20 protein-coding genes are annotated in these 20,812 nt (G+C 63.6%); 12 read left to right on the forward strand and 8 right to left on the reverse strand.

What is annotated here, in order from left to right; translation table 11 throughout:
• Positions 1 to 100 precede the first annotated feature (100 nt).
• From ACGYLA_RS10765 to ACGYLA_RS10790, 6 genes are all read left to right on the forward strand, one after another.
• Entirely contained in the window at positions 101 to 1,018 is a 918-nt protein-coding gene (locus ACGYLA_RS10765) for an iron-siderophore ABC transporter substrate-binding protein (RefSeq protein WP_394432500.1), read from the forward strand.
• Positions 1,018 to 2,019, forward strand: a complete 1,002-nt coding sequence (locus ACGYLA_RS10770) for an iron ABC transporter permease (protein WP_276154275.1) — start codon at positions 1,018 to 1,020, stop codon at positions 2,017 to 2,019. Before ACGYLA_RS10765 ends, ACGYLA_RS10770 begins: the two co-directional genes overlap by 1 nt.
• Positions 2,016 to 3,047 (forward strand): FecCD family ABC transporter permease, encoded by a 1,032-nt coding sequence (locus tag ACGYLA_RS10775; RefSeq protein WP_394432337.1) that lies wholly within the window; start codon positions 2,016 to 2,018, stop codon positions 3,045 to 3,047. The genes ACGYLA_RS10770 and ACGYLA_RS10775 overlap by 4 nt, the downstream gene beginning before the upstream one ends.
• Positions 3,044 to 3,868 carry an ABC transporter ATP-binding protein gene (locus ACGYLA_RS10780; RefSeq protein ID WP_394417036.1) on the forward strand — a complete coding sequence of 275 codons (825 nt, stop codon included), beginning with the start codon at positions 3,044 to 3,046 and terminating at the stop codon, positions 3,866 to 3,868. The genes ACGYLA_RS10775 and ACGYLA_RS10780 overlap by 4 nt, the downstream gene beginning before the upstream one ends.
• A 98-nt stretch (positions 3,869 to 3,966) precedes the next feature.
• Positions 3,967 to 6,063, forward strand: coding sequence for a TonB-dependent siderophore receptor (locus tag ACGYLA_RS10785; protein WP_394432339.1), 2,097 nt, complete (start codon positions 3,967 to 3,969; stop codon positions 6,061 to 6,063).
• Positions 6,064 to 6,123: 60 nt separating this feature from the next.
• A complete protein-coding gene (locus ACGYLA_RS10790; RefSeq protein ID WP_394432341.1) occupies positions 6,124 to 7,167 on the forward strand; it encodes a siderophore-interacting protein in 1,044 nt (347 codons plus the stop codon).
• A gap of 7 nt (positions 7,168 to 7,174) precedes the next feature.
• On the opposite strand, the gene htpX is transcribed toward ACGYLA_RS10790, so the two are convergent.
• From htpX to ACGYLA_RS10805, 3 genes are all read right to left on the reverse strand, one after another.
• Positions 7,175 to 8,098 carry a zinc metalloprotease HtpX gene (gene htpX, locus ACGYLA_RS10795; RefSeq protein ID WP_394432343.1) on the reverse strand — a complete coding sequence of 308 codons (924 nt, stop codon included), beginning with the start codon at positions 8,096 to 8,098 and terminating at the stop codon, positions 7,175 to 7,177.
• 160 nt (positions 8,099 to 8,258) lie between these two features.
• Positions 8,259 to 8,507 carry a DUF6552 family protein gene (locus ACGYLA_RS10800; RefSeq protein ID WP_394432345.1) on the reverse strand — a complete coding sequence of 83 codons (249 nt, stop codon included), beginning with the start codon at positions 8,505 to 8,507 and terminating at the stop codon, positions 8,259 to 8,261.
• Positions 8,497 to 9,201: an SDR family oxidoreductase gene (locus tag ACGYLA_RS10805; RefSeq protein ID WP_394432347.1), complete on the reverse strand. Its 705-nt coding sequence runs from the start codon at positions 9,199 to 9,201 to the stop codon at positions 8,497 to 8,499. The genes ACGYLA_RS10800 and ACGYLA_RS10805 overlap by 11 nt, the downstream gene beginning before the upstream one ends.
• A 130-nt stretch (positions 9,202 to 9,331) precedes the next feature.
• Between ACGYLA_RS10805 and ACGYLA_RS10810 the strand changes: the two genes are divergently transcribed.
• Complete coding sequence (locus ACGYLA_RS10810; RefSeq protein ID WP_394432502.1) at positions 9,332 to 10,207, forward strand: LysR substrate-binding domain-containing protein; 876 nt, start codon at positions 9,332 to 9,334, stop codon at positions 10,205 to 10,207.
• Here ACGYLA_RS10810 and ACGYLA_RS10815 read toward each other — a convergent pair.
• Positions 10,204 to 10,860 (reverse strand): GntR family transcriptional regulator, encoded by a 657-nt coding sequence (locus ACGYLA_RS10815; RefSeq protein ID WP_271688255.1) that lies wholly within the window; start codon positions 10,858 to 10,860, stop codon positions 10,204 to 10,206. The genes ACGYLA_RS10810 and ACGYLA_RS10815 overlap by 4 nt on opposite strands.
• A gap of 173 nt (positions 10,861 to 11,033) precedes the next feature.
• Between ACGYLA_RS10815 and ACGYLA_RS10820 the strand changes: the two genes are divergently transcribed.
• The 3 genes from ACGYLA_RS10820 to ACGYLA_RS10830 all read left to right on the forward strand — a co-directional run bounded on the left by ACGYLA_RS10820 (position 11,034) and on the right by ACGYLA_RS10830 (position 13,810).
• Positions 11,034 to 11,843, forward strand: coding sequence for an ABC transporter substrate-binding protein (locus ACGYLA_RS10820; protein ID WP_394432349.1), 810 nt, complete (start codon positions 11,034 to 11,036; stop codon positions 11,841 to 11,843).
• Between the two features lie 80 nt (positions 11,844 to 11,923).
• Positions 11,924 to 12,595, forward strand: a complete 672-nt coding sequence (locus ACGYLA_RS10825; RefSeq protein WP_067265504.1) for an amino acid ABC transporter permease — start codon at positions 11,924 to 11,926, stop codon at positions 12,593 to 12,595.
• A gap of 75 nt (positions 12,596 to 12,670) precedes the next feature.
• On the forward strand, positions 12,671 to 13,810 hold the full coding sequence (locus ACGYLA_RS10830; RefSeq protein ID WP_394432351.1) for an aminotransferase class V-fold PLP-dependent enzyme: 1,140 nt from the start codon (positions 12,671 to 12,673) through the stop codon (positions 13,808 to 13,810).
• Positions 13,811 to 13,835: 25 nt separating this feature from the next.
• Here ACGYLA_RS10830 and ACGYLA_RS10835 read toward each other — a convergent pair whose 3' ends face one another.
• Complete coding sequence (locus ACGYLA_RS10835) at positions 13,836 to 15,425, reverse strand: ATP-binding protein (protein WP_394432353.1); 1,590 nt, start codon at positions 15,423 to 15,425, stop codon at positions 13,836 to 13,838.
• Between the two features lie 249 nt (positions 15,426 to 15,674).
• Between ACGYLA_RS10835 and ACGYLA_RS10840 the strand changes: the two genes are divergently transcribed.
• Positions 15,675 to 16,529, forward strand: a complete 855-nt coding sequence (locus tag ACGYLA_RS10840; RefSeq protein WP_394432356.1) for a fumarylacetoacetate hydrolase family protein — start codon at positions 15,675 to 15,677, stop codon at positions 16,527 to 16,529.
• A 31-nt stretch (positions 16,530 to 16,560) separates the two neighbouring features.
• On the opposite strand, the gene ACGYLA_RS10845 is transcribed toward ACGYLA_RS10840, so the two are convergent.
• The gene (locus ACGYLA_RS10845) at positions 16,561 to 18,633 is read right to left on the reverse strand and encodes an ATP-binding protein (protein WP_394432358.1); all 2,073 of its coding nucleotides are present in this window, start codon (positions 18,631 to 18,633) and stop codon (positions 16,561 to 16,563) included.
• 162 nt (positions 18,634 to 18,795) lie between these two features.
• On the reverse strand, positions 18,796 to 19,656 hold the full coding sequence (locus ACGYLA_RS10850) for an alpha/beta fold hydrolase (RefSeq protein ID WP_394432360.1): 861 nt from the start codon (positions 19,654 to 19,656) through the stop codon (positions 18,796 to 18,798).
• A 233-nt stretch (positions 19,657 to 19,889) separates the two neighbouring features.
• Here ACGYLA_RS10850 and ACGYLA_RS10855 point away from each other — a divergent pair, with 233 nt between their 5' ends.
• Positions 19,890 to 20,495, forward strand: a complete 606-nt coding sequence (locus ACGYLA_RS10855; RefSeq protein WP_067265514.1) for a helix-turn-helix transcriptional regulator — start codon at positions 19,890 to 19,892, stop codon at positions 20,493 to 20,495.
• A gap of 13 nt (positions 20,496 to 20,508) precedes the next feature.
• Here the strand turns inward: ACGYLA_RS10855 and ACGYLA_RS10860 are convergent, their stop codons facing one another.
• Positions 20,509 to 20,733, reverse strand: a complete 225-nt coding sequence (locus tag ACGYLA_RS10860; RefSeq protein ID WP_394417012.1) for a hypothetical protein — start codon at positions 20,731 to 20,733, stop codon at positions 20,509 to 20,511.
• Between the last annotated feature and the right edge of the window lie 79 nt (positions 20,734 to 20,812).

Raw genomic sequence — 20,812 nt, forward strand, 5'->3', positions numbered from 1 at the left:
GGCATAACAGGCAATAGTTTACTAAAAGAATCGGATTAAGGGGGCCGCGGTGCTCAGAACGTTGTCATTCATTTGCTTGGCCTTTGGCGCGACCGCCGCCATGGCGCAGGACTTTCCCGTCACCGTCGAACACGCCTTTGGCGAAACCACCATCGAAGAGCGGCCCGAGCGGGTGGCCTCGGTCGGTTGGGCCAATCACGAGGTGCCCTTGGCGCTTGGCATCGTGCCGGTTGGTTTCGCCCGCGCCTCTTGGGGGGACGACGATGGCGACGGGCTGCTGCCTTGGGTGATCGAACGGCTGGACGCGCTCGACGCAGAAGTGCCCACGCTCTTTGACGAGGGCGATGGTATCGATTTCGAGGCCGTGGCCAGCACCCAACCCGATGTGATCCTCGCCGCCTATTCCGGCCTGTCGCAGTCGGACTATGAAACCCTCAGCCGCATCGCCCCGGTTGTCGCCTACCCCGAAGCGGCATGGACCACGACATGGCGCGAGATGATCCGCCAGAACGCGGCGGGCCTTGGCATGGCCGAGGAGGGCGACGCGATGGTCGCCGAGATCGAAGAGCGGATCGCCACCGCCCGCGCGGCGCATCCCGAACTGGCGGGCAAGACCGGCATGTTCGTCACCCACCTCGATCCGCGCGACCTCAGCACCATCGGTTTCTACGCTGCCGCTGACCAGCGGGTGCAATTCCTGACCGACCTCGGCATGGCGACGCCGCAGGCGGTGCGCGAGGCCAGCGAGGCCGGGAAATACTCGGGCCGGGTGAGTGCCGAGCGGATCGACCTCTTTGAAGACGTGGACGTTGTCGTGACCTATGGCGATCAGGCACGGTTGGACGAACTGGCCAAAAACCCGCTGATCGCGCGTTTCCCGGCGGTCGCCCGCGGCTCGGTCGTGCTTTTGGCGAATGATCCGATGGGCACCGCCGCGAACCCGACGCCGCTGTCGATCGACTATGTGCTCGACGACTACCTCGCGCGGCTGAGCGCCGCCGCCACGCGCGACGAGTAATGCAGGTGCAGCGCCCCCAACGGCTGGCGGGCCTCGCGCTTTTGCTGGGCCTGCTTCTGCTGATGACCGGCCTATCGTTGACCGTCGGCGCGCGCGCGGTGCCGTGGGGCGAGATCTGGGCGGGCATGACCGGCCGGATCGAGACCATCGGCGCCGCCGCCGTCGCGGTGCGGATGCCGCGCACGGCGCTGGCGATCTTGGCGGGCGCGGCGCTTGGTCTTGCAGGCGCGGTGATGCAGGGCATCAGCCGCAACCCGCTGGCCGACCCGGGCATTCTGGGCGTCAACGCGGGTGCGGCACTTTTCGTCGTGGTGGGCATCGCTTGGTTCGACATCAGCGGCGCGCATAGCTTTCTGTGGCTCGGCATCGCCGGCGCAGGCGTTACGGCGGTTTTCGTCTATCTGATCGGCTCTGCCGGGCAGGGCGGGGCGACGCCGCTCAAGCTGACCCTTGCGGGCACCGCGACCTCTGTCGCGGTTTCGGCCTTCATCATCGCGGTGGTGCTGCCGCGCAATGACATCGCGGGTTCCGTGCAATCTTGGCAGGTCGGCGGCATCGGCGGCGCGAGTTTCGAGACCCTCTTGCCCGCCTTGCCCTTCGCGCTGGTGGGGCTGGCGCTGAGCCTCGCCTCGGCCCGGGTTCTCAACGCATTGGCCCTGGGCGAAGAACTGGCCACCGGCCTTGGCCAAAGCGTCGCCTTGGGCCGGGTCATGGCGGCGGCGGGGGCGGTGATCCTTTGCGGCACGGCGACGGCGCTTTGCGGGCCGATCGGCTTTGTCGGGCTGGTGGTGCCGCATCTGTGTCGGATGATCGCGGGTGTCGATTACCGGCTGGTGCTGCCGCTCTCGGCCTTGGCAGGGGCCTCCATGCTGGGGCTGTCGGATGTGCTGGGCCGCGTCATCGCCCGCCCGAACGAGTTGGACGTGGGCATCGTCACGGCCTTTGTCGGGGCACCCTTCTTTATCTGGACGGTACGCAATCACAGGATGCGCGGGCTATGAGCGATGTGACCTTCAGCGCGCCGCGCAGTTTTCGCACCGCCGCAGCGCGCCGCATTCAGGTGCTGGGCGCACTGGCCGCGCTTGTTTTGGGCCTGATGCTTCTGACGCTGAGCTGCGGGCGTGGTTGCCTGCCGCCGGGCGATGTCTGGGCCGCGCTGACGGGGGCGCCGGGGGCCAATGCCTCATTTGTGGTGACCGATTTGCGCCTGCCGCGCGCGGTCATGGGGTTGCTGGCCGGGGCGAGTTTTGGCTTGGGCGGGGTGGCGTTTCAGATCATGCTGCGCAACCCGCTGGCCAGCCCCGACATCATCGGCATCAGCGCCAGCGCAGGTGCGGCGGCGGTCTTTGCTATCGTCATCCTGGCCCTCGACGGTTGGCTGGTGTCGCTCGTCGCGGTGGCGGCGGGGCTTGGGGTCGCGGCGATGATCTGGGCGCTGTCCTCGCGGCGCGGTGCCGCAGGGGCGCGGCTGATCCTGATCGGCATCGGCGTTTCCGCCATGCTTGACAGTGTGACGGCCTATGTGCTGCTCGAAGCGCCCGCATGGGACCGGGCCGAGGCGATGCGCTGGCTGACCGGCAGCCTCAACGGCATGCAACTGGTCCAAGCGCTGCCCGTGGCGGGGGCGCTGTTGGTCTTCGGCGGGCTCTTGGCCGTTACCGCCCGCGACCTTGAGGTGCTGCGCCTTGGCGATGACACCGCCGAGGCCTTGGGCGTGCGTGCTGACGCCACGCGGCTGCGCGTGACACTGGCCGCCGTCGGCCTTGTGGCCATCGCCACGGCAGCGACCGGGCCGATTGCCTTTGTCGCCTTCCTCTCTGGCCCCATCGCGGCGCGGCTTTTGCCGGGCACGGCCGGCTTGCTGTTGGGGGCCGGGCTTGTGGGTGCTTTGCTGGTCATCGCGGGCGATTTCGTGGGGCAGTTCCTGCTGCCCGCCCGCTTGCCCGTGGGGGTCGTCACCGGCGCGGTCGGCGCGCCCTTCCTTTTGTATCTCATCGTTCGCGCCAATAGAAATGGGGGCACGCTATGACCCACGACCACCGTCTTGAAACGCGCGATCTGGGCGCGGGCTATGAAAAGCGCGTGATTTTGGAGGGGGTAACGCTCACCGTCCCGGCGGGGAAGATCACGGCCATCGTGGGTGGGAACGCCTCGGGCAAGTCGACGCTTTTGCGGACGCTGGCGCGGATTTTGCAGCCCAAGTCCGGCGCGGTTCTGCTGGATGGCGAAGCGGTGCACCAAATGAAATCGCGCAAGCTGGCGCAGGTCATGGGGCTGCTGCCGCAATCGCCCATCGCGCCTGAGGGGATCGCCGTGGCCGATCTTGTGGGGCGTGGGCGGCATCCGCATCAGGGGCTGTTCTCGCGCTGGTCTGCAGAAGATGACCGCGCCGTGGCCCGCGCGCTGGCCGCGACGGGGACCGAGGAGCTGGCCGAGCGTGATCTCGACACGCTGTCGGGCGGTCAACGCCAGCGGGTATGGATCGCCATGGCCTTGGCGCAGGAGACCGATCTGCTGCTGCTGGACGAGCCAACGACCTTTCTGGACGTGGCGCATCAGGTCGAGGTGCTGGACCTGCTGGTCGATCTCAACATGGCGCAGGGCACGACGATCGTCATGGTGCTGCATGATCTGAACCTCGCCGCGCGCTATGCCGATCACCTGATCGCCGTGGGCGATGGCGGCATCCGCGCCGAGGGGCCGCCCGCCGAGGTCCTGACCGAGGAATTGGTGAAAACCGTCTTTGGCCTGTCGTGCCGTATCGTCAACGATCCGGTCTCGCAGACCCCCTGCATGGTGCCGATTGGGCGTCACAAGATCGGGCCGCCACGCAAAGATGCCGCGGCCTGAAAATAACTGACTAATTTGGTCAGATTGACTCTGGTTTCCTCCGTATCATAGGGGTAAGGGAATCCCGACAGATTCACTAGGTTATTACGGAGACCGCCATGTCCTCTTCCAAACTCATCCCCCTGCAACTGGGGCGCGGCTCTCTCAAGACGGCGCTTTTGTGCTGTACGGCGCTGGTGCCGGGCACGCTTTACGCGCAAGAAGCTTACCAGTTGGATGACGTGATCCTCGAAGCCGAAGCGCAGACTTCGGGCGCGGCGGATGCCGAAACGGTTGTCGCCAGCGAGATCAGCAGCGGCGGCAAACTGTCGGGTGAGATCATCGACATCCCGGCCAGCGTCTCGGTCATCACCAGCCGTGAGATCGAAGCCCGCGGCGCGGATAGCGTGGAGCAGGTGTTGAACTACACCGCCGGTGCCAGCACCGACAGCTATGGCGCAGATGACCGGTTCGACTATTTCATCCTGCGCGGGTTCGAAGCCTATACCTACCGCGACGGGCTGACGCTGGGCGCGAACTTCGGATCGGTCCGCGAAGAGCCTTTCGCCTATGAGCGCGTCGAGGTGATCCGCGGCGCGTCGTCGTCGACCTTCGGCCTCTCCGATCCCGGCGGCTCGGTCAACTATGTCAGCAAACGCCCCCGCGACGAACGTTTTGGCAGTGTCTACACCTCGGTCGACTCCTATGGCAGCTTGGAAACCGGTGTGGATTTCGGCGACAATCTGGATGAGGAAGGCACGCTCAGCTACCGTTTCACCGGTCTGCTGCGCAATGGCGAGCTTGAGTATCCCTATTCCGAGAACGATGAGATCTTCGCGATGGGCGGCCTGACATGGCGCCCCTCCGATGCGTCTGAGCTGACCGTGATCGTCGACCACCTTGACCGGGACTCCGTGCCCGGCAGCGGCGGTTTCCCGGCGGGCGGCGATTTTGACCGCAGCGATGTGTTCTATGGCGAGCCTGACTACAACTACCGCGGCACCGAGCGGACGACCGTCTCTGTTCTGGGCGCGCATGATTTTGGCAACGGGCTGAGCTTTGGCGGCACCCTGCGCTACAGCGACAGCGCCGATGACTTCGGCTATGCCTATGTCAGCGATGGAACCCCGAATGACAGCACGGTGGACCGCGCCTTTTTTGCCAGCGATGGCACGAGCGAGAGCATGATCTCCGATCTGCATCTGACCTATGAGGGGTTCCTCGGCGGGGCGGCCAGCACCACCACGGCGGGCGTCGAATTCTCGTGGTCCGACGAGTCTGACCAACGCTTCTATGGCCCGGCACCGTCGGTTGACCGCGACAACCCGACCTATACGGGCCGTCCGACCAGCGTGCCGATGTTTGCCGATCTTGACACCGAGACGGAGGGCAAGGCGATCTACGCTCAGCAAGAGCTGAACTGGAACGAGCGTTTCATCGCCTCCTTCGGGCTGCGGCACGACTGGATCGACGTGACTGAGACCAACAACCTTGCCGGCACGGTGCAGACCAACGACATCAGCGAGACGACAGGCCGCCTGGGTCTGACCTATAAGATCAAACCCAACCTCTCGGTCTTTGGGAACTACGCGCAGTCGGTCGTGCCCGCAGGCTTTGGCGTCGAGCCGGAAGAGGGCGAGCAGTTCGAGCTGGGCACCAAATGGCAGCCTATGGGGACCAACGCGCTGTTGACGGCCTCGGTTTATGACCTGTCGAAGACCAATATCACCCGCACCAACCCGGCGACCAACCTGCCGGAAACCATCGGTGAGATCGGCGTGCGCGGCATCGATCTGGAAGCCAAGGCCGAGATGGGCGTCTATACTCTCACCGCCGCCTACAGCTATCTGGATGCCGAGATCAAAGAGAACGGCACCGCGGGCAATGTCGGCAACCGCCCCGGACTGGTGCCTCAAAGCGTCGCTTCGATCTGGGCCAGCCGGACTTGGGAAAACCTTGGCCGTGGTGATCTGACAGTCGGTTTGGGCGCACGGTTCAACAGCGGCTACTACTACAGCGACAGCAACGCCACAGGCGAAACGGGCAGCTTTGTCGTGGTCGACGCCGCGGTCAGCTATGATCTGTCCGAGCAGACCACCCTCTCGGCCAATGTCACCAACCTGTTCGACGAAAAGCACACCTCCTTCGGCGGCTCTTACGCTGACTTCTACAGCCCCGGCCGTGAAGTCACCGTGAAGCTGGCCCATAGCTGGTGAGCCTAGAGCGCGGCACTCCCCTCGTGTGCCGCGCTTTCTTTTGACCGGGAGGAGCCACGGATGACCATCGCCAAAGCCAAGACCACCATCCCCATGGACGCCCCGCAGGAGATGCTGTCGCAAATCCTGTCGCATCTTGTCGATGATCACGGCATGGCGTTTCGCCCCAGGGGGCCGACGGGTCATGTGTTTGAGCAAGACGGCTACCGGGTAGAGTTCGATCTTTGCCCGCGTGGGCTGGAGGTCAGCCTGCAAGCTCCCGGCGAAAACGCCATGCAATTCTCGAAAGAGGGCATGGTCCATCATGTGGCGGAGTTTGACCCCGCGCTGGCCGATCGCATCCGCTGGCAGGGTGTGGCGCAAGAGGCCGGAGAAACGCCGCAGAACTTCCGTTTGTTGGAGGTGCTGAACAGCGAAATCCTCTTCGAAGGGATGCAGCGCGTCACCCTGCATTATCCCGACATTGCCGAACTCGCCCCGCAGGGCATCCACCTGCGCCTGATCCTGCCGCGCGATGCCAGCCGCACGCCGGTCTGGCCGGTGATGGGCGCCAATGGGGCGCCGGTTTGGCCCAAGGGTGCGGATGAGTTGCACGCGCGCTATGTCACGCTCAAGAACATCCGCCCCGAGCGCGAAGAGGTCGATATCGACGTGGTTCGCCACGGCTCTGGCCTGATCTCGCAATGGGCGCAGAACGCCCATGCCGGGCAGCGGATCGGTGCAATGGGGCCGGTGGGCATCAGCGCTTTGCCGAAAGCCTCTTCCTATTTCCTCGCCGCCGATGGCACCGGACTGCCCGCCGTGGCGCAGCTTTTGGCGCGGCTGCCGGAGGATGCGGTGGGCGATGTGGTGGCGGCCCTGCCGCCCGGCGTGTCGTATCGCGACTACCTGCCCAAGACCAAGCTGCGCGTCCATGCCCTGCCGCCCGCCACCTTCGAGGCCGAAGTGCTTGGCCATGCGCAGGCGCTGACGGATGACGGTTTGGGCTATGCCTTTTTCGCCGGAGAGTTCCAGAACGCGCAGCAATTGCGCGGGCATTTCAAAACCCAGCTCGGCATGGACAAAACCCGCCAGATTTGCACCGCCTACTGGCGGCGGGGCTAAGCGCGGCCTAGCGCCACGGCCCCGCGTCGCGGCGTCTGCCGGTTTTCGGGATGCGGCTGCTGCTGGTTGGGCGGGCGCTCTGTGTTCGTGCGGGGGCAGCGTCAGGTGTCATCGCACGCAGGGCCGCGATGCGGTTCTCCGTCGCCGGATGGGTGGCGAAAAGATTGTCGTGTTTATGCGCGTGTAGCGGGTTGATGATGAACATATGCGCCGTGGCCGGATTGCGCTCTGCCGCGTGATTGTCGATCCGCGCAGCCCCCATGGCGATTTTCTCAAGCGCGGAGGCGAGCCAGAGCGGATGGCCGCAGATCTCGGCCCCGGCCTTATCGGCGGCATATTCCCGGGTCCGGCTGATCGCCATCTGCACCAGCGCGGCGGCCATGGGGGCGAGGAACATCATCATCAGCGTGCCGATCATCCCCATCCGCTCGCGCGCGCCCCCGAAGAACAGGGCGAAATTCGCCAGCATTGAAATCGCACCGGCGAAAGTCGCGGTCACGGTCATGATCGCCGTGTCGTGGTTGCGGATATGCGCCAACTCATGCGCTATGACGCCGGCCAGTTCCTCGCGGCTGAGGCTTTGCATCAGCCCTTTCGTCACCGCCACGGCGGCATTGGCCGGATTGCGCCCGGTGGCGAAGGCGTTGGGCTGGGGCGTGTCGATCAGATAGACCTTGGGCTCGGGGAGGCCCGCATTCCGCGCAAGCTCTGCCGTCATGGCGTAGAGCCCCGCGCGGTCCCCCGGCGAGACGGGCTGCGCATTGTGCATCTTGAGCACCATGCGGTCGGAGTTCCACCAGGTGAAGGCGTTCATCCCCGCCGCCACCACCAGCGCGATCAGCGCGCCGCCCGATCCGCCGATCAGATAGCCGACCCCCATGAAAAGCGCGGTCATCGCCGCCATCAGCATCGCTGTCTTTACATAGCCCATCTTGGTCTCTCGCGGTTGTCCTTTGCAAAGAGATATGGGGCAGCTTCCGCGTCGTGCAAGGTAGGCGGGGGAGGGGGCACGGTTCCCCCCGCCGGATGATATACTCGGATACGGGGGCCGAGAGGGCGCCACGCAGACGACACCCCTCGACACACCGCCGCTACTGACTGGCCATCCCCGCCAGCATCGCCCCCATGGCAACGAGGTGAACCAGCGTGATCGCCCGGTCATTCCAAAGCAGCCCGACGATCAGCCAGCCCAGAACCCCCACCACGAAGAGGTAGAGGTTCCACGGCGTCCAGCCGAAACCTGTGGCGGCATAGCCGAGGATCTGGATCACCGAGGCGATCCATTTGACCCAAAAGGCAAGCCGCTGCGGCGTGGCGGGCGCAAGCGCTTCAGACGCCACGGGTCAGCCCGCCGTCGATGCGCCAGTTCTGCCCGGTGACATAGGCCCCGCCCTCGGAAGCGAGCCAGCCGATCAGCGATGACACCTCGGCCTCGGTGCCGTAGCGCCCCATCGGAATGCGCGCGCGCCGGTCCTCAGTCTCGGGCAGGCTGTCGATAAAGCCGGGCAGGACGTTGTTCATTCGGATGTTCTGGCCCGCATATTGGTCGGCATAGAGTTTGGCGAAACCCGCCAGCCCGGCGCGGAAGACGCCCGAGGTGGGAAAGAGCGGGTCCGGCTCGAAGGTGGCGAAGGTCGAGATGTTGATGATCGCACCGCCGCCCTGCGCCGCCATGATCGGCGTTACCAAACGGGTGGGCCGGATCACGTTCATCAGATAGACGTCCATCCCATCGTGCCAATCTGCGTCGCTCATTTCCAGAATGTCGCCCTTCGGCCCATGCCCGGCGGAGTTCACCAGCACATCGACGCGGCCCCAACGGTCCATCGCGCCATCCACCAGCTGCGCCAGCGCGTCTGGCGATTGGTTCGAGCCGGTGATGCCAAAGCCGCCAAGTTCGGTGCCGAGCGCCTCTCCCTTGCCGGAGGAAGACAGGACACCGACCTTAAAGCCATCTGCCGCCAGTTTGCGGGCCGCGCCGGCGCCCATGCCGCTGCCGCCTGCGGTGATAAGGGCTACTTTTTCTGCTGTCATCGGGTATGCTCCATATACTAGGCAGCGATTGTGCTGCGGGGATATGCTGCGTCATTTAGGCGCTGTGATCCCGTGCAGCCAGCCAGATGCTTTGTTGTGTGACTGTAGGAAATCTATTGTGCCGAATGAGATGCCCCTGCCGCCCTTGAACGGGCTTCGTGCCTTTGCCGCCGCCGGGCGTCACCTGAATTTCCGGGCCGCGGCGGATGAGTTGGGCGTGACCCAAGGCGCGGTCGCCCAGCAGGTGCGCGGGCTGGAGGATCATCTGGGGCTGCGTCTGTTCCTGCGCGAGCCGCGGGGGCTGGCCTTTACCGACGAGGGGCGCGCCTATCATCTGTCGGTATCGCGTGCTTTCGAACAATTGGCGGAGGCGACGGATGCCCTCCGCCACGCGCCCGCGCGGGTGACGATCAGCGTGACACCGACCTTCGCATCCAAATGGCTGATCCCCCGGCTTTCGGATTTTACCCAAGCGCACCCCGGCATTGATTTGCGCATCACGGCGACAGAGCGGGTGGCGAGTTTTCATGCCGATGGGATTGACCTCGCCGTGCGGCAGGCGTGTCCGCCCTTTGGGGCGAGCCTGAGGGCGAACTTGCTTTTCGCGCAGGAGGTTGTGGCGGTGTGCTCTCCGGCGCTGCTCGCGGGGGAGGGGGCAGTCGATGCCGCCACACTGGCGCGCATGACCCTGCTTCACGACACCCATGACCTCTGGCCGCGCTTTGCCGAAGAGGCTTTTGGCGGCAGCGTCAAACCGGCCCGCACGCTGCGGTTCAATCAAACGACCCTAAGCCTTGATGCTGCTTTGGCGGGGCAGGGGGTGGCGCTGGCAAGCCGCTTTCTGGTGCAGCGCGATCTTGAGGCGGGGCGGCTGCTGCGCCCGGTGCCACATGTGATGGAGGGCGGGCTGGATTTCTACCTGCTTTCGCCCCGGCAGGGGGTGTCGAGCGCGGCGATCATCGTGCGCGATTGGCTCTGTACGGTGGCCAAGGGCGAGGCGGGTTAATCCTGCGCGCGGGCTTTCAGCCGCAGGAAGCTATCCTCTCCAGCCAGAACGTAGCGCAGCAGCAAAAGCTCCACCTTGGCCGCATCGCGGGCGGTAAAGGCGCGCAGCATGTCGCGGTGCAACTCCACGAGGGTTTCATGCGCGACGGCGTCGCGCAGCGTGGCCATGCGAACGGCCTGAATTTGGGCCATGTAGCGCAGGATCGTGTCGCGCAACTCGATGTTGGGCACCGCCATGATCCAAGTGCGGCGGATGTCTTCGGAGGCGGCATAGAGGCTTTCGATATCGCCGGTTTCCAACGTGCGCTCGGATTGTTCCACCGCGCGGGTCAGGGTGGCGATGTCCTCATCGGTCAGCTGATTGGTGGCCAGCGCCGCGGCGCGCGGTTCCAGCAGGCGGCGCAACTCGAAAATCTCGCAAATCTGGCGCATCGACAGGTTGGGCAGGGTGAAGCCCCGTGTCGTGCTGTCGAGGTAGCCCTCATGCGACAGGCGCATCAGCGCATCGCGTACCGGCATTCGCGAGACGTTGAACTCTTCGGCGACGGCGGTGTCGACAAAGCGGTCGCCATGGCTGATCTCGCCCCGCTGAATGCGCCCGAGGAAGATGTCGTAAATCTGATCTTTCATGTGGCGCTTGGCTGAGCGGGGCATTCCGACCTCTCTGAAAAGTATGCGATTGCAGGCCGAGCATGCGCAGGAAATACGCTTATGGCTAGGTATAAGTTTGCATACTCGTAAAATTCAATTGAATTCGTATACGAAAACTGGCAGCCAATAGGGGAAAGCTTGCCGCGCTGCGCGGGGGTGTTCACAGGGAGCAAAACATGAATCTGAAAAATAATCTGATCGTTGGCCTCACCGTCGCGGCGCTGACGACACTGTCGGGCGTCTCTGCCATGGCGCAGGACGTGCTGAAAATCGGCTCTTACCCGGCGAACCCGCCGTGGGAGTTCAAGAACGAAGCGGGCGCCTTCGAGGGGTTCGAGGTCGACATCATCAATGAGGTCGCCGCCCGGCTTGGCAAGACGACCGAAATCAGCGGCTACGACTTCCGCGCGCTTTTCGTGGCCACCGCCTCGGGCCGGGTGGATGCGGTGATCTCATCGCTCACCATCACCGATGAACGGCTTGAGGCGCAGTCTTTCACGCAGCCCTATTTCTCGGGCGCATTGGGGGTCGGCACCAAGACTGACGCCGGGATTGCCGATCTCGACGGGCTGGAGGGCAAACGCATCGGTTCCATCGCCACCTCTTTCCCGGAGAACTGGTTGAAAGAGCGGGAGGATGAACTCGGCTATAAATCCTATTCCAGCTATGACACCACCGCCAATATGCTGACCGATCTGCGCAGTGGCCGGATCGATGCGGCGGTGAATGATATCGTCAGCCTGCGCTACGCCTTTGCCCAGCCGACGATGCAGGGCTTGCAGGTCTCGGTCGAGATTCCGACGGGCGATAAATTCGCGATCATGATGCCCAAGGGCTCTGAGCATCTGGAGGCGGTCAACGATGCGATCTCTTCAATGAAAGAGGACGGCACCATGGCGGCGCTCTATGAAAAATGGCTCGGCGTGGCCCCTGCCGAAGGCAGCCTTGCGGTGACCCCGCTGCCGGTGCCCACCTCGGCTGACTGATACCTTTGGGCCGCAGGCGGGGCGCCGCTCCGCCCACGGCCCAAAGCTCGCCCCCTGCGATCAAACTGACGGACTGCGCAATGGAAATCATCGACATCTTCTTCAATCTCGACGTGATGCGCCGCGCTTTCCCGATCTTGATGCGCGGGCTGCTTAACACCATACTGCTGGGCGCTTCGGCGATTTTCTTTGGCGGTATCCTTGGCGTGCTGGTCTGTCTGGTGCGGCTCTATGCGGCCAAGCCGTTCCGGCTGCTGGCGGTTCTGTATACGGATATCTTCCGCGCCATTCCGGTGCTGGTGGTGCTGATCCTTGTCTACTACGCGCTGCCCTTCGCGGGCATCGTCTTTTCCTCATTCGTGGGGGCGACCATTGCGCTGGCGCTGGTGCTGGCGGCCTATACGGCAGAGGTCGTGCGCGCCGGGATCGAAGCCGTGCCGCGCGGGCAGTTCGAGGCCTGCGATGCGCTTGGCCTGTCTTTCTTTACCACCATGCGCAAGGTGATCCTGCCGCAGGCGTTTCGGATGATGATCCCGCCGCTGGCCTCCTATGCGGTGGCGATTATGAAAGACACCTCGCTCGCTTCGGTCGTGGCGATGGATGATCTGCTGAAACAGGCCACCGACGCGCAGGCGCTTTTCGCCAACCCCACACCGCTGCTGCTGGCCGCGCTGATCTACATCGCGATCCTTTGGCCGATGGTCCGTTTCACCGGCTGGCTGGAACAGCATTACAAGCGCGGCTACCGCTAAGCCGAAGCGGCCCCGTCCCCCCCACAAAACTACCGCCCCGCGCGCCTGCGCGGCCAACACCCTACGGAGATTACAATGTCCACAGAAACAGGAACGGGCGACGCCTATCTCCTTTATCACTCCATCGGGCAATATCCCGGCAAACATGCGGATATGCTGGCCGGGCTCACCGATTTTACCGATGCATGGGCCGCGCCCAACGGCGATCAATGGGCCGATGTCTTGCCCAAGCGCCAGCAGTTCATTGATCTCTGGGCCGAGTTGATCGGCGCACCGAAGGGCACCGTCACCACGACAGAGAGCGTCACCACCGGGCTGATGGCCGTCATCGGTGCGCTGCCCGAAGGCACCCTGCGCGGCAAGAAGGTTTTGGTGGCCGAGGATGGTTTCCCCTCTCTGCATTTCCTGCTCACCGGCCTGTCGAAGCGTTTTGGTTTCACGTTGAACACTGTGCCGATCCGGCAAGGGGGGCACTGGGTCGAGGCCGAAGACATCATCGCCCATTGGGATGAGGAGGTGGCGCTGGCCCTGCTGACTTGGGTCAGCTCGACGACCTCGCACCGGTTGGACATCCCGCAATTGGTGGCGCATGGCCGCAAGATGGGGTCGCTCATCGGGGTGGATATGACGCAGGCCGTGGGGCTTCTGCCCTATGACGTGACCGCGCCGCGCGTCGATTTCGCCCTGTCGACCAGCCTCAAATGGATGTGCGGCACGCCGGGTGCGGGGATCGTCTATATGGATGCCGATTTGATCCCGCAGTGCCAGCCCGAGATGCGCGGCTGGTTCTCGCAAGGCAATCCGTTCTCATGGGATCTGGACGCTTTCGAATTCGCGCCCGACATTCGGCGGCTCGACAGTGGCACGCCGTCGACCGTTCCTGCGGTGGTCAGCCTGCCGGCGATGAAATGGCGCATGGGGCAGAACACCGAAGTCTTGGCGGCGCATAACCGCAAGCTGACCGCGCAGCTACAGGCGGGGCTTGAGGGGATGGGCCTGACCCTTGCCAGCCCGGCGGACCCGGACCAGCGGGGCGGCAGTCTCATGGTGGTTCTGCCCGATCACATTGATGCGGCGGATGTGGTGGCGCAGTTGGCGGCGCTGGAGATTTACGTCGACAACCGCAGCCAGACCCTGCGCATGTCGCCAGGAGTGCTGACCACCGCCGCCGGGATCGACCGCACGCTGCACGCGCTTCGGGCTTTTCTGACCTGACCCCCGCCGGGGCCGCGATGCGCCGTCAGGAGGCGGCCATCGCATCCGGCCGCCCTTCGAGCGGCGGGAAGTCTACGAAAAAGGTCGTGCCTTCGCCCTCGGCGGTTTCAAAGCGAATTTCCCCAAGGTGCTGGTCGACAATGGCTTTGACGATGCTCATGCCCAGCCCGTGCCCCTCTTTGACCCGGTAGCTGGAGCCGCGGGAAAACCTTTCGAAAAGAACCGGTTGCAGTTCCAAAGGCAGGCCGCTGCCGTGGTCTTTGACCCAGAACCCCGTGCCATCCTCCGAAAGACCAAGCTGAACCGTGCCGCCTTCGTCCGAGGCTTTGATCGCGTTGGACAGCAGGTTTGACAACAGCCGCGTGAGCCGCCCTTCGTGCAGCCGCAACAGCGGTGCGGGGGCCTCGGAGGGGGTCATTTCCAAGCCAACGCCGCGCTCTTTCGCGTAGGAGACCAAGGTCTCCGAGGCTTGGGCCAAGAGCGGTGCCAAGGCGCGTTCGGAGAACCCCGATTGATCCGGTCTGCGCAGGGTTTCGACATCCAGAATATCCCCCACCATCTGATCGATCGCCCGGGCGTTGCGCATCGCAAGCTGCAACAGTTTGCGCTTTTGCGGCGGCAGATCGTCCGGGTTCAACTCAAGCAAGCGCAGCGCCCCGGTCAGCGCGGTCAGCGGTGTTTTCATCTCATGGCTGACGGTGGCGATAAGCTGGTCCTTGGCGCGTTCGAACTCGCGCTGCTCACTAACGTCGCGCACCACGCCGAGATAGCCCAGATGCTCACCGCGGTCAGTCTCGACCTTGGCGGTGGCGACTTGGCCTTCGAAGGTCGTGCCATCGGCGCGACGACAGGCAACGGAAAATCCGCTTTCTTTGCTGGTGGTGCCGACATTTGACAGCTCTTCGCCGACACGTTCATAGCTGCCGAGGGTCTCGTAAAGAACCGCCGTTTGCCGCCCCAAAAGCGCGTCGGGGGCGTAGCCGAACAGCGTTTCGACCGCCGGGTTCACCATGGCCACGCGGCGGTTGGGATCGGCCATGATGATGGCCTCGGGCACGGCATCGACCATCGCCTTGAGCAGCCCGCGCTGTTCGCGCAACGCGCGGCGCTCGGATTGCCGCGAGAGCTCGCTGCTCAGCCAGCGGGCGAGGAACTGGACGAATTGGGTCTGCGCCTTGCTGAACGGGGCGGGACGCGGGGCGGTGCCGGAAAAGTTCAACGTCCCAAAGAGCGCATCCCCGATTTTCAGCGGTGCCCCAATGTAGCTTTCCAGCCCAAAGTTCTCATAGCAGGGGTGGGCCGAAATCTCTTGCTGGCCCGCGTGGTGAAAAGACGTCACATCGTCGTTGCCAAGCGTATGCAGGCAATAGGTGCCATTGATGTCGAAGGTGCTGCCGGGGGCGGGTGCCCAATCGGGCCCATGGACGTAGACGCATTCATAGACCGGGTGATCCACGCGGGAGACGATGCCAAGTTCGAGGTCAAGCGCCTCTGTGCCCAGTTGCAAAAGCTTGGCGATCTTGTCTTCGACAGAGAGGTCAGGTTCGACAGCAAGCATATAGAGTTGCCGCAGCGGATCGTCGAAATCCGCCAGAGCGTTGTAAAAGTCGTTCATATTTGCCTCTGTCGTGGTCTTTGCATCTGTCTTGGCGCGTGGGCAGATGTTCACCCAAGGTATCCCCCTCGGGCACCGCTGCCAATGCCGCAACGACTAAATTGGGGCAAGAACAAGACTTTTCACCCCGATAAGCAGACGGATGCCGTTTGGCAGAGACGGCGTGCGCCACTTTGCAAAGCGGTGGTCATCGCCAATCCAGCAGCTATGGTACGGCCAACGAGGGTTGCGAAGAGGGGAGATTTGGCCATGCGATTGATGCGATACGGGGCGCGGGACGGCGTGAAAACGCCGGTGGTGTTGGATGCGGCAGGGCAGGCGCGGGATGTCAGCGCCCTTGTGCCAGACTTCACGCCCGAGACGATCCCGACGTTGCGCGATGTGTTTAAGGGCGTCGATCTGGAAGGGCTGCCGCTGGCCCAGACCCAAGGCCAGCGCATCGCCGCACCGGTCAGCCAGCCGCGCAACATCTGGGGCGTCGGGTTGAACTATTCCGACCATGCGGTGGAGTCGGGCATGGAGGTGCCGACCGAGCCGATCCTGTTCAACAAGGCCAGCCGCACCTATTGCGGGCCGAACGATCCGCTTCTCTATTCCAAGCAGATGAGCAAACTTGATTGGGAGGTCGAGTTGGGCGTGGTGATCGGGCGTACTACCTTGAACGTCAGCCGCGATCGGGCGTTGGATCATGTGCTGGGCTATTGCGTCGTCAACGACGTGTCAGAGCGCGCGTGGCAGGCCGAGCGGGGCGGGCAATGGGTCAAGGGCAAGAGCTTTCCCAACTTTTGCCCCACAGGCCCAGTGCTCGTGACGGGGGATGAGCTGGGCAATCCGGGCAAGCTGTCGCTTTGGACCGAGGTCAATGGCGAACGGCTGCAAGATGGTTCTACCGAAAAGATGATCTTCGATGTGGCGACGATTATCTCCTATATGTCCGAATTCATCCAGTTGGAGCCGGGCGATCTGATTTGCACGGGCACGCCGCCGGGCGTGGGCATGGGGCTGAAACCGCAGCGCTATCTCAGCCCCGGCGACCGGGTTCGGCTGGGCGTGCAAGGGCTGGGTGAGCAGGAGCAAGTGGTGGAGCACCTGCCCGCGCGGTGAATCGCGATCTCGAAGAGCTGAGGCGCGGCGTTCAGGCCACCTCGGCCTCCCGCGCTTCGGCGGCGGCGAGGGCAATGGCAGGGCGCAGGGGCAGGGTCAGCAAAAAGCTACTGCCCTTGCCCATGATGCTGGTGGCGACAAGGCTGCCGCCATGGGCGGTGGCGATGTCGCGCGAAATGGCAAGGCCCAGCCCGGTGCCGCCAAAGCGCCGGGTGGCGGTGGAATCGACCTGATGGAAGGGTTCGAAAACGCGCTCTAGCTCATCTTCGGGGATGCCAATGCCGGAATCCGTCACGCGGAATTCCACCACCTCCCCCCGGATGCGGCAGGTCAGCGAAATGGTCCCTTCGTCGGAGAATTTCGTCGCATTGCTTAGCAGGTTGATCAACACTTGCTGAATGCGTTTCCCATCCGCCAGCATCACGCCGCTGGCCGATTTTACTTTCAGTTCCAGCCCTTTGTCTTCGACCATCGGGCGCAGCTGATCTGCGGTCGGGGTGACGATATCGTCGATCTGCACCGGCTCCATCGCGATGGACAGGCTGCCCGCGTCGATCTTGGCAAAGTCGAGCACCTCGTTGATCAGGGTCAGCAGGTGATTGCCCGACCGCTCGACCGTTTGCATGATGTCGCCCAGTTTGGACATCGTCGCCGAAAGCTTGGGAGAGAGCGTTTCGCGGGTCTGGGGATCAGCCTCGATGGCGTTGCATAGGTCACGCGCCGCCGGCGTCCGGTCGAAATGCCGCGCAAGGCGGACATGGCCCAGAATGACGGTCAGCGGCGTACGCAACTCATGGCTCAGCACGCCCATGAAGTCGGTCTTGGCCTTATTCGCGTCCTCGGCGGTCAAAAGCGCCTTCTTCAGGTCGGTCACGTCGATCCGTAGGCCCACGACGCTGCCATCTTTCATCCGCCGGTCCGAGGTGCGGATGATGCGACCATCGGGCATGCGCTGCTCGGTCTCGAAGGCGCCGTTTTCTCGCTTTTCCAGCCAGATGCGGATCCATTCCTCTTCCTTGCCGATGGCATCGGGGACCATGCCGCGGCGAATGCTGTCCCGCACGATCTGTTCATAGGTCGAGCCGGGCTTCACCACGTCGCTATAGCCATGAATCTCGCGGTATTTTTCGTTGCAAAGCACCAAGGTACCCTTGGCGTCATACATGACGAAACCGTGGTCCAAGGCTTCGACACCGGTGCGCAGCCGTTCTTCGGCAAGTTTGCGGTTGTCGGCCAGCCGCATGATGTACCACGCAAAAATCGTAACGCCGAGCGCGCCTTGCAGACGCAAGAGCCAGTTCAGCCAGAAGTCCGGGCGGTGCTCTGGCCAGCCGCCTTTGACCGTGGCGGCCAGCTGCCAAGTGCCAAAGGCAAAGCTGAAGTCGAGCTTGATCGGGTCGACCAAGGTCAGTTCGGGGTCACCGATGATGGTCTGTTCGACCTCTCCCTCTGGCGTCAACTCGCGGATGGCCAGATCGTATTTTTCGGTCAGTTCGGGGATTTGCAACCGGGTGACGAGGGCGTCGTAATCCACCACCATCGAGAGGATGCCCCAAGGCGTGTCCGGCGCGGCATTGGTGCCGGTTGAATCAAAGATCGGATGTCGCAGGATCAGCCCGCGCCCGCCCTGCACCAGATCGACCGGGCCGGTCACCAGCCCCTCACCGCTTTGCAAAGCCTGTTCGACTTTCGGCAATTGCGCCGCGTTCTGGCGGTAGTCCAGCCCCAGCACGCCGCGATTGGCCTCATAGGGGTGGACGATGGTGACAACGAGGTCGGGGGCCACGGCGAGGTTGATGACATCCTGGTTCTCGGCCATGAACTCTGCCGCGCGGGCGCTGAATTCGGACTGGGTGATCGTCGGGTTCTCGCTGATGACGGTGGCCAATTCGCGCAGTTTCAGGATCTGCTCAAAGATATCCGCGCGGATCCGTTCGCGGACTTCGATCAGTTCCAAGGTGGTGTCGAGCTCCAGATCCTGCATGTAGGTCTGGTAGGACAGCGTCTCGATCCGATGGCCAAAGCCAAGGACAACGGCGCAGAGCGCGACCAGTATGACAATCCGTTTCGCACGCTGAGACAGCGCATTTCTGATCTTTTCCATGCCGGCTTTGCCCAAAATGGTCCCTGTCCTCCACGCTCCGGCCTTCTGAGGGCCGGATACGCCCCGGGGGCATTAGACCGCACAGTTCTTTGTTGACGCAAGAAAAATACCCGGATGCATGCAAATGCCGGGGCGGTAGCGTCAATTTTGCATAAATCGCGCCTATGAGGGGGCGGATTGTCCCAACAATTCAACCAGAATCCGACGCAGCAGGGCAATGTCTTGGGGGTTGGACATGCTGGGGGCATGGCCGCAGCCGGGGAATTCGGTCATGCCGGGGCGGGGGCCGCTTTGCGTCATGCGCCTTGCGGCCTCGGGTTGCAGCAGGTCCGACTGCGCGCCGCGCAGCAGATGGGTGGGCGTGCGGGTCCGTGACCAACGGTCCCATGTCGACAACTCATGCGCCGAGGCGGTGAATTGCACGGTGATGCGCGGATCATAATGCAGGGTCAGCCGCCCATCCCCACGGCGCCGCAGTGAGGACCGCGCCATGCGCTGCCAATAGGCATCTGCCGCCGGGCCGAAGGGGGCGTAGGTCTGACGCAGCCAGGCTTCTCCTTCGGCGAAACTGTCGAAGGCGGGCAGGCTGCCCACATAGGAAAGAATCCGCTGCACCGCCGCCTCGGGCAGTTCGGGGCTGATGTCATTCACCACCAAGGCGCTGACCCGCTGCGCCTCGGGGCTAGAGGCCACATGCATCCCGATCATGCCGCCCAAAGAGGTGCCGAACCACGCGGCGCGGTCGATCTGGAAGTGATCCAAAAGCCCCGTCGCGATTTGCGCGTAATGTTCGACCGAATATTCCACCTCAGGGTCTCGCGCCCAACTCGACCTTCCGCGCCCGATCATATCGGGACAGAGCACATGGAAATCCCGCGACAGGGCGGCGGCCTCATCGAAATCGCGCCCGGTGCGGGCCAGACCGTGCAGCATTAGCACTGCAGGTTTCTGGCGATCACCCCATTCGGCGACATGCACCTCATGGCCCAATACGGGGACAAAGTGGAAATGGGGGGCGGTCATTGGCGCGTGCCTTTCCGGGGCAGCATGGGCATAGCGCGGGTGATGTCACCCGCGCCCTTGCCCCCTGCCAGCCGTACCCGCGCGACCGCGGCCCGCGCGATCATGGCGCGTCCGCCATGCGCTTGCGTGTTAGCATCGCGTCCTCCCTGCGCGGGCCAGCGCCGTGTTGCGCCGCCTCCTCCCGTCGACTAGCTTGCGGTTTCAGCATCGGAAATAGAGTTAAACGGAGCAAGATGGTGGAAATACGTACCGACGATTGCTTTGCGCAGGGGCGCTTTGAAGAGCTTGCCTTTGTTCATGCGCCCGTCGGGCTTGTGGTGACCGAGAACCGCTGCATCCGCGACTGCAACAACGCCTTCGCGGCGATGTTCGGCTATGCGCGCGGCGATCTGCGCGACCAGCTTTTCGCCATTCTCTACCCCTCGGATGAAGAGTTCGTAAACATCCGCGACCGCGGCGTCGACCAGCTGCGCAAGACCAATACCTATTGGGACGAGCGTATCATGGCACGGCGCGACGGCAGCCTGTTCTGGTGCCGGGTGCGCGGCCATTCCTTCACTCCCGAACGCCCGCTCGACCGTGCGGTCTGGAGCTTTGCGGACCTTTCTGCCGAGCGGCCCTATCTGCCGCTGACCCGGCGCGAGCGCGAGATCCTGAGCCATCTGGCAGAGGGGCTGACCAGCAAGCAAATCGCGCTCAACCTCGATATCTCGCACCGGACGGTAGAGGTCTATCGCGCGAAATTGCTCAAGAAATTCGGGGTCAGCAATACGTCGGGCCTGTTTCATTCGTTGGGCGGGATCGACAGTGACCATGTGGTGTCCAACAGTACGAAGTGAGCGGTCTCGGCGCTTAGCCCGCGTCATTCCATTCATCACCCTGTTCGGCGCTCTGTGGGGGCGGGGCCGCGGCAGGCTGCGCTTCACCGTCGGATTTGCCCGCTTTCTCAGCGGCTTCGGCCATCGCGTCGGCCCGAGCGTAGAGGCTGCGGATCTCCATCAAATCGGCCTGCGTGGGCGTCTTGCTTTCTGCCTTTGCGTCAGAGGGCTTCGAGGGTGGGGTTTCACTATCTGTCACTGCAAAATCCGCGTTTTGAAAATAAAACACCCGGCTAATTCCGTGGGGTGAGCACAAGCTACCGGCCTGAAATTGCGCC

The organism is Sulfitobacter sp. 1A13679 (assembly GCF_043557115.1).
Taxonomy (GTDB): Bacteria; Pseudomonadota; Alphaproteobacteria; order Rhodobacterales; family Rhodobacteraceae; genus Sulfitobacter; species Sulfitobacter faviae.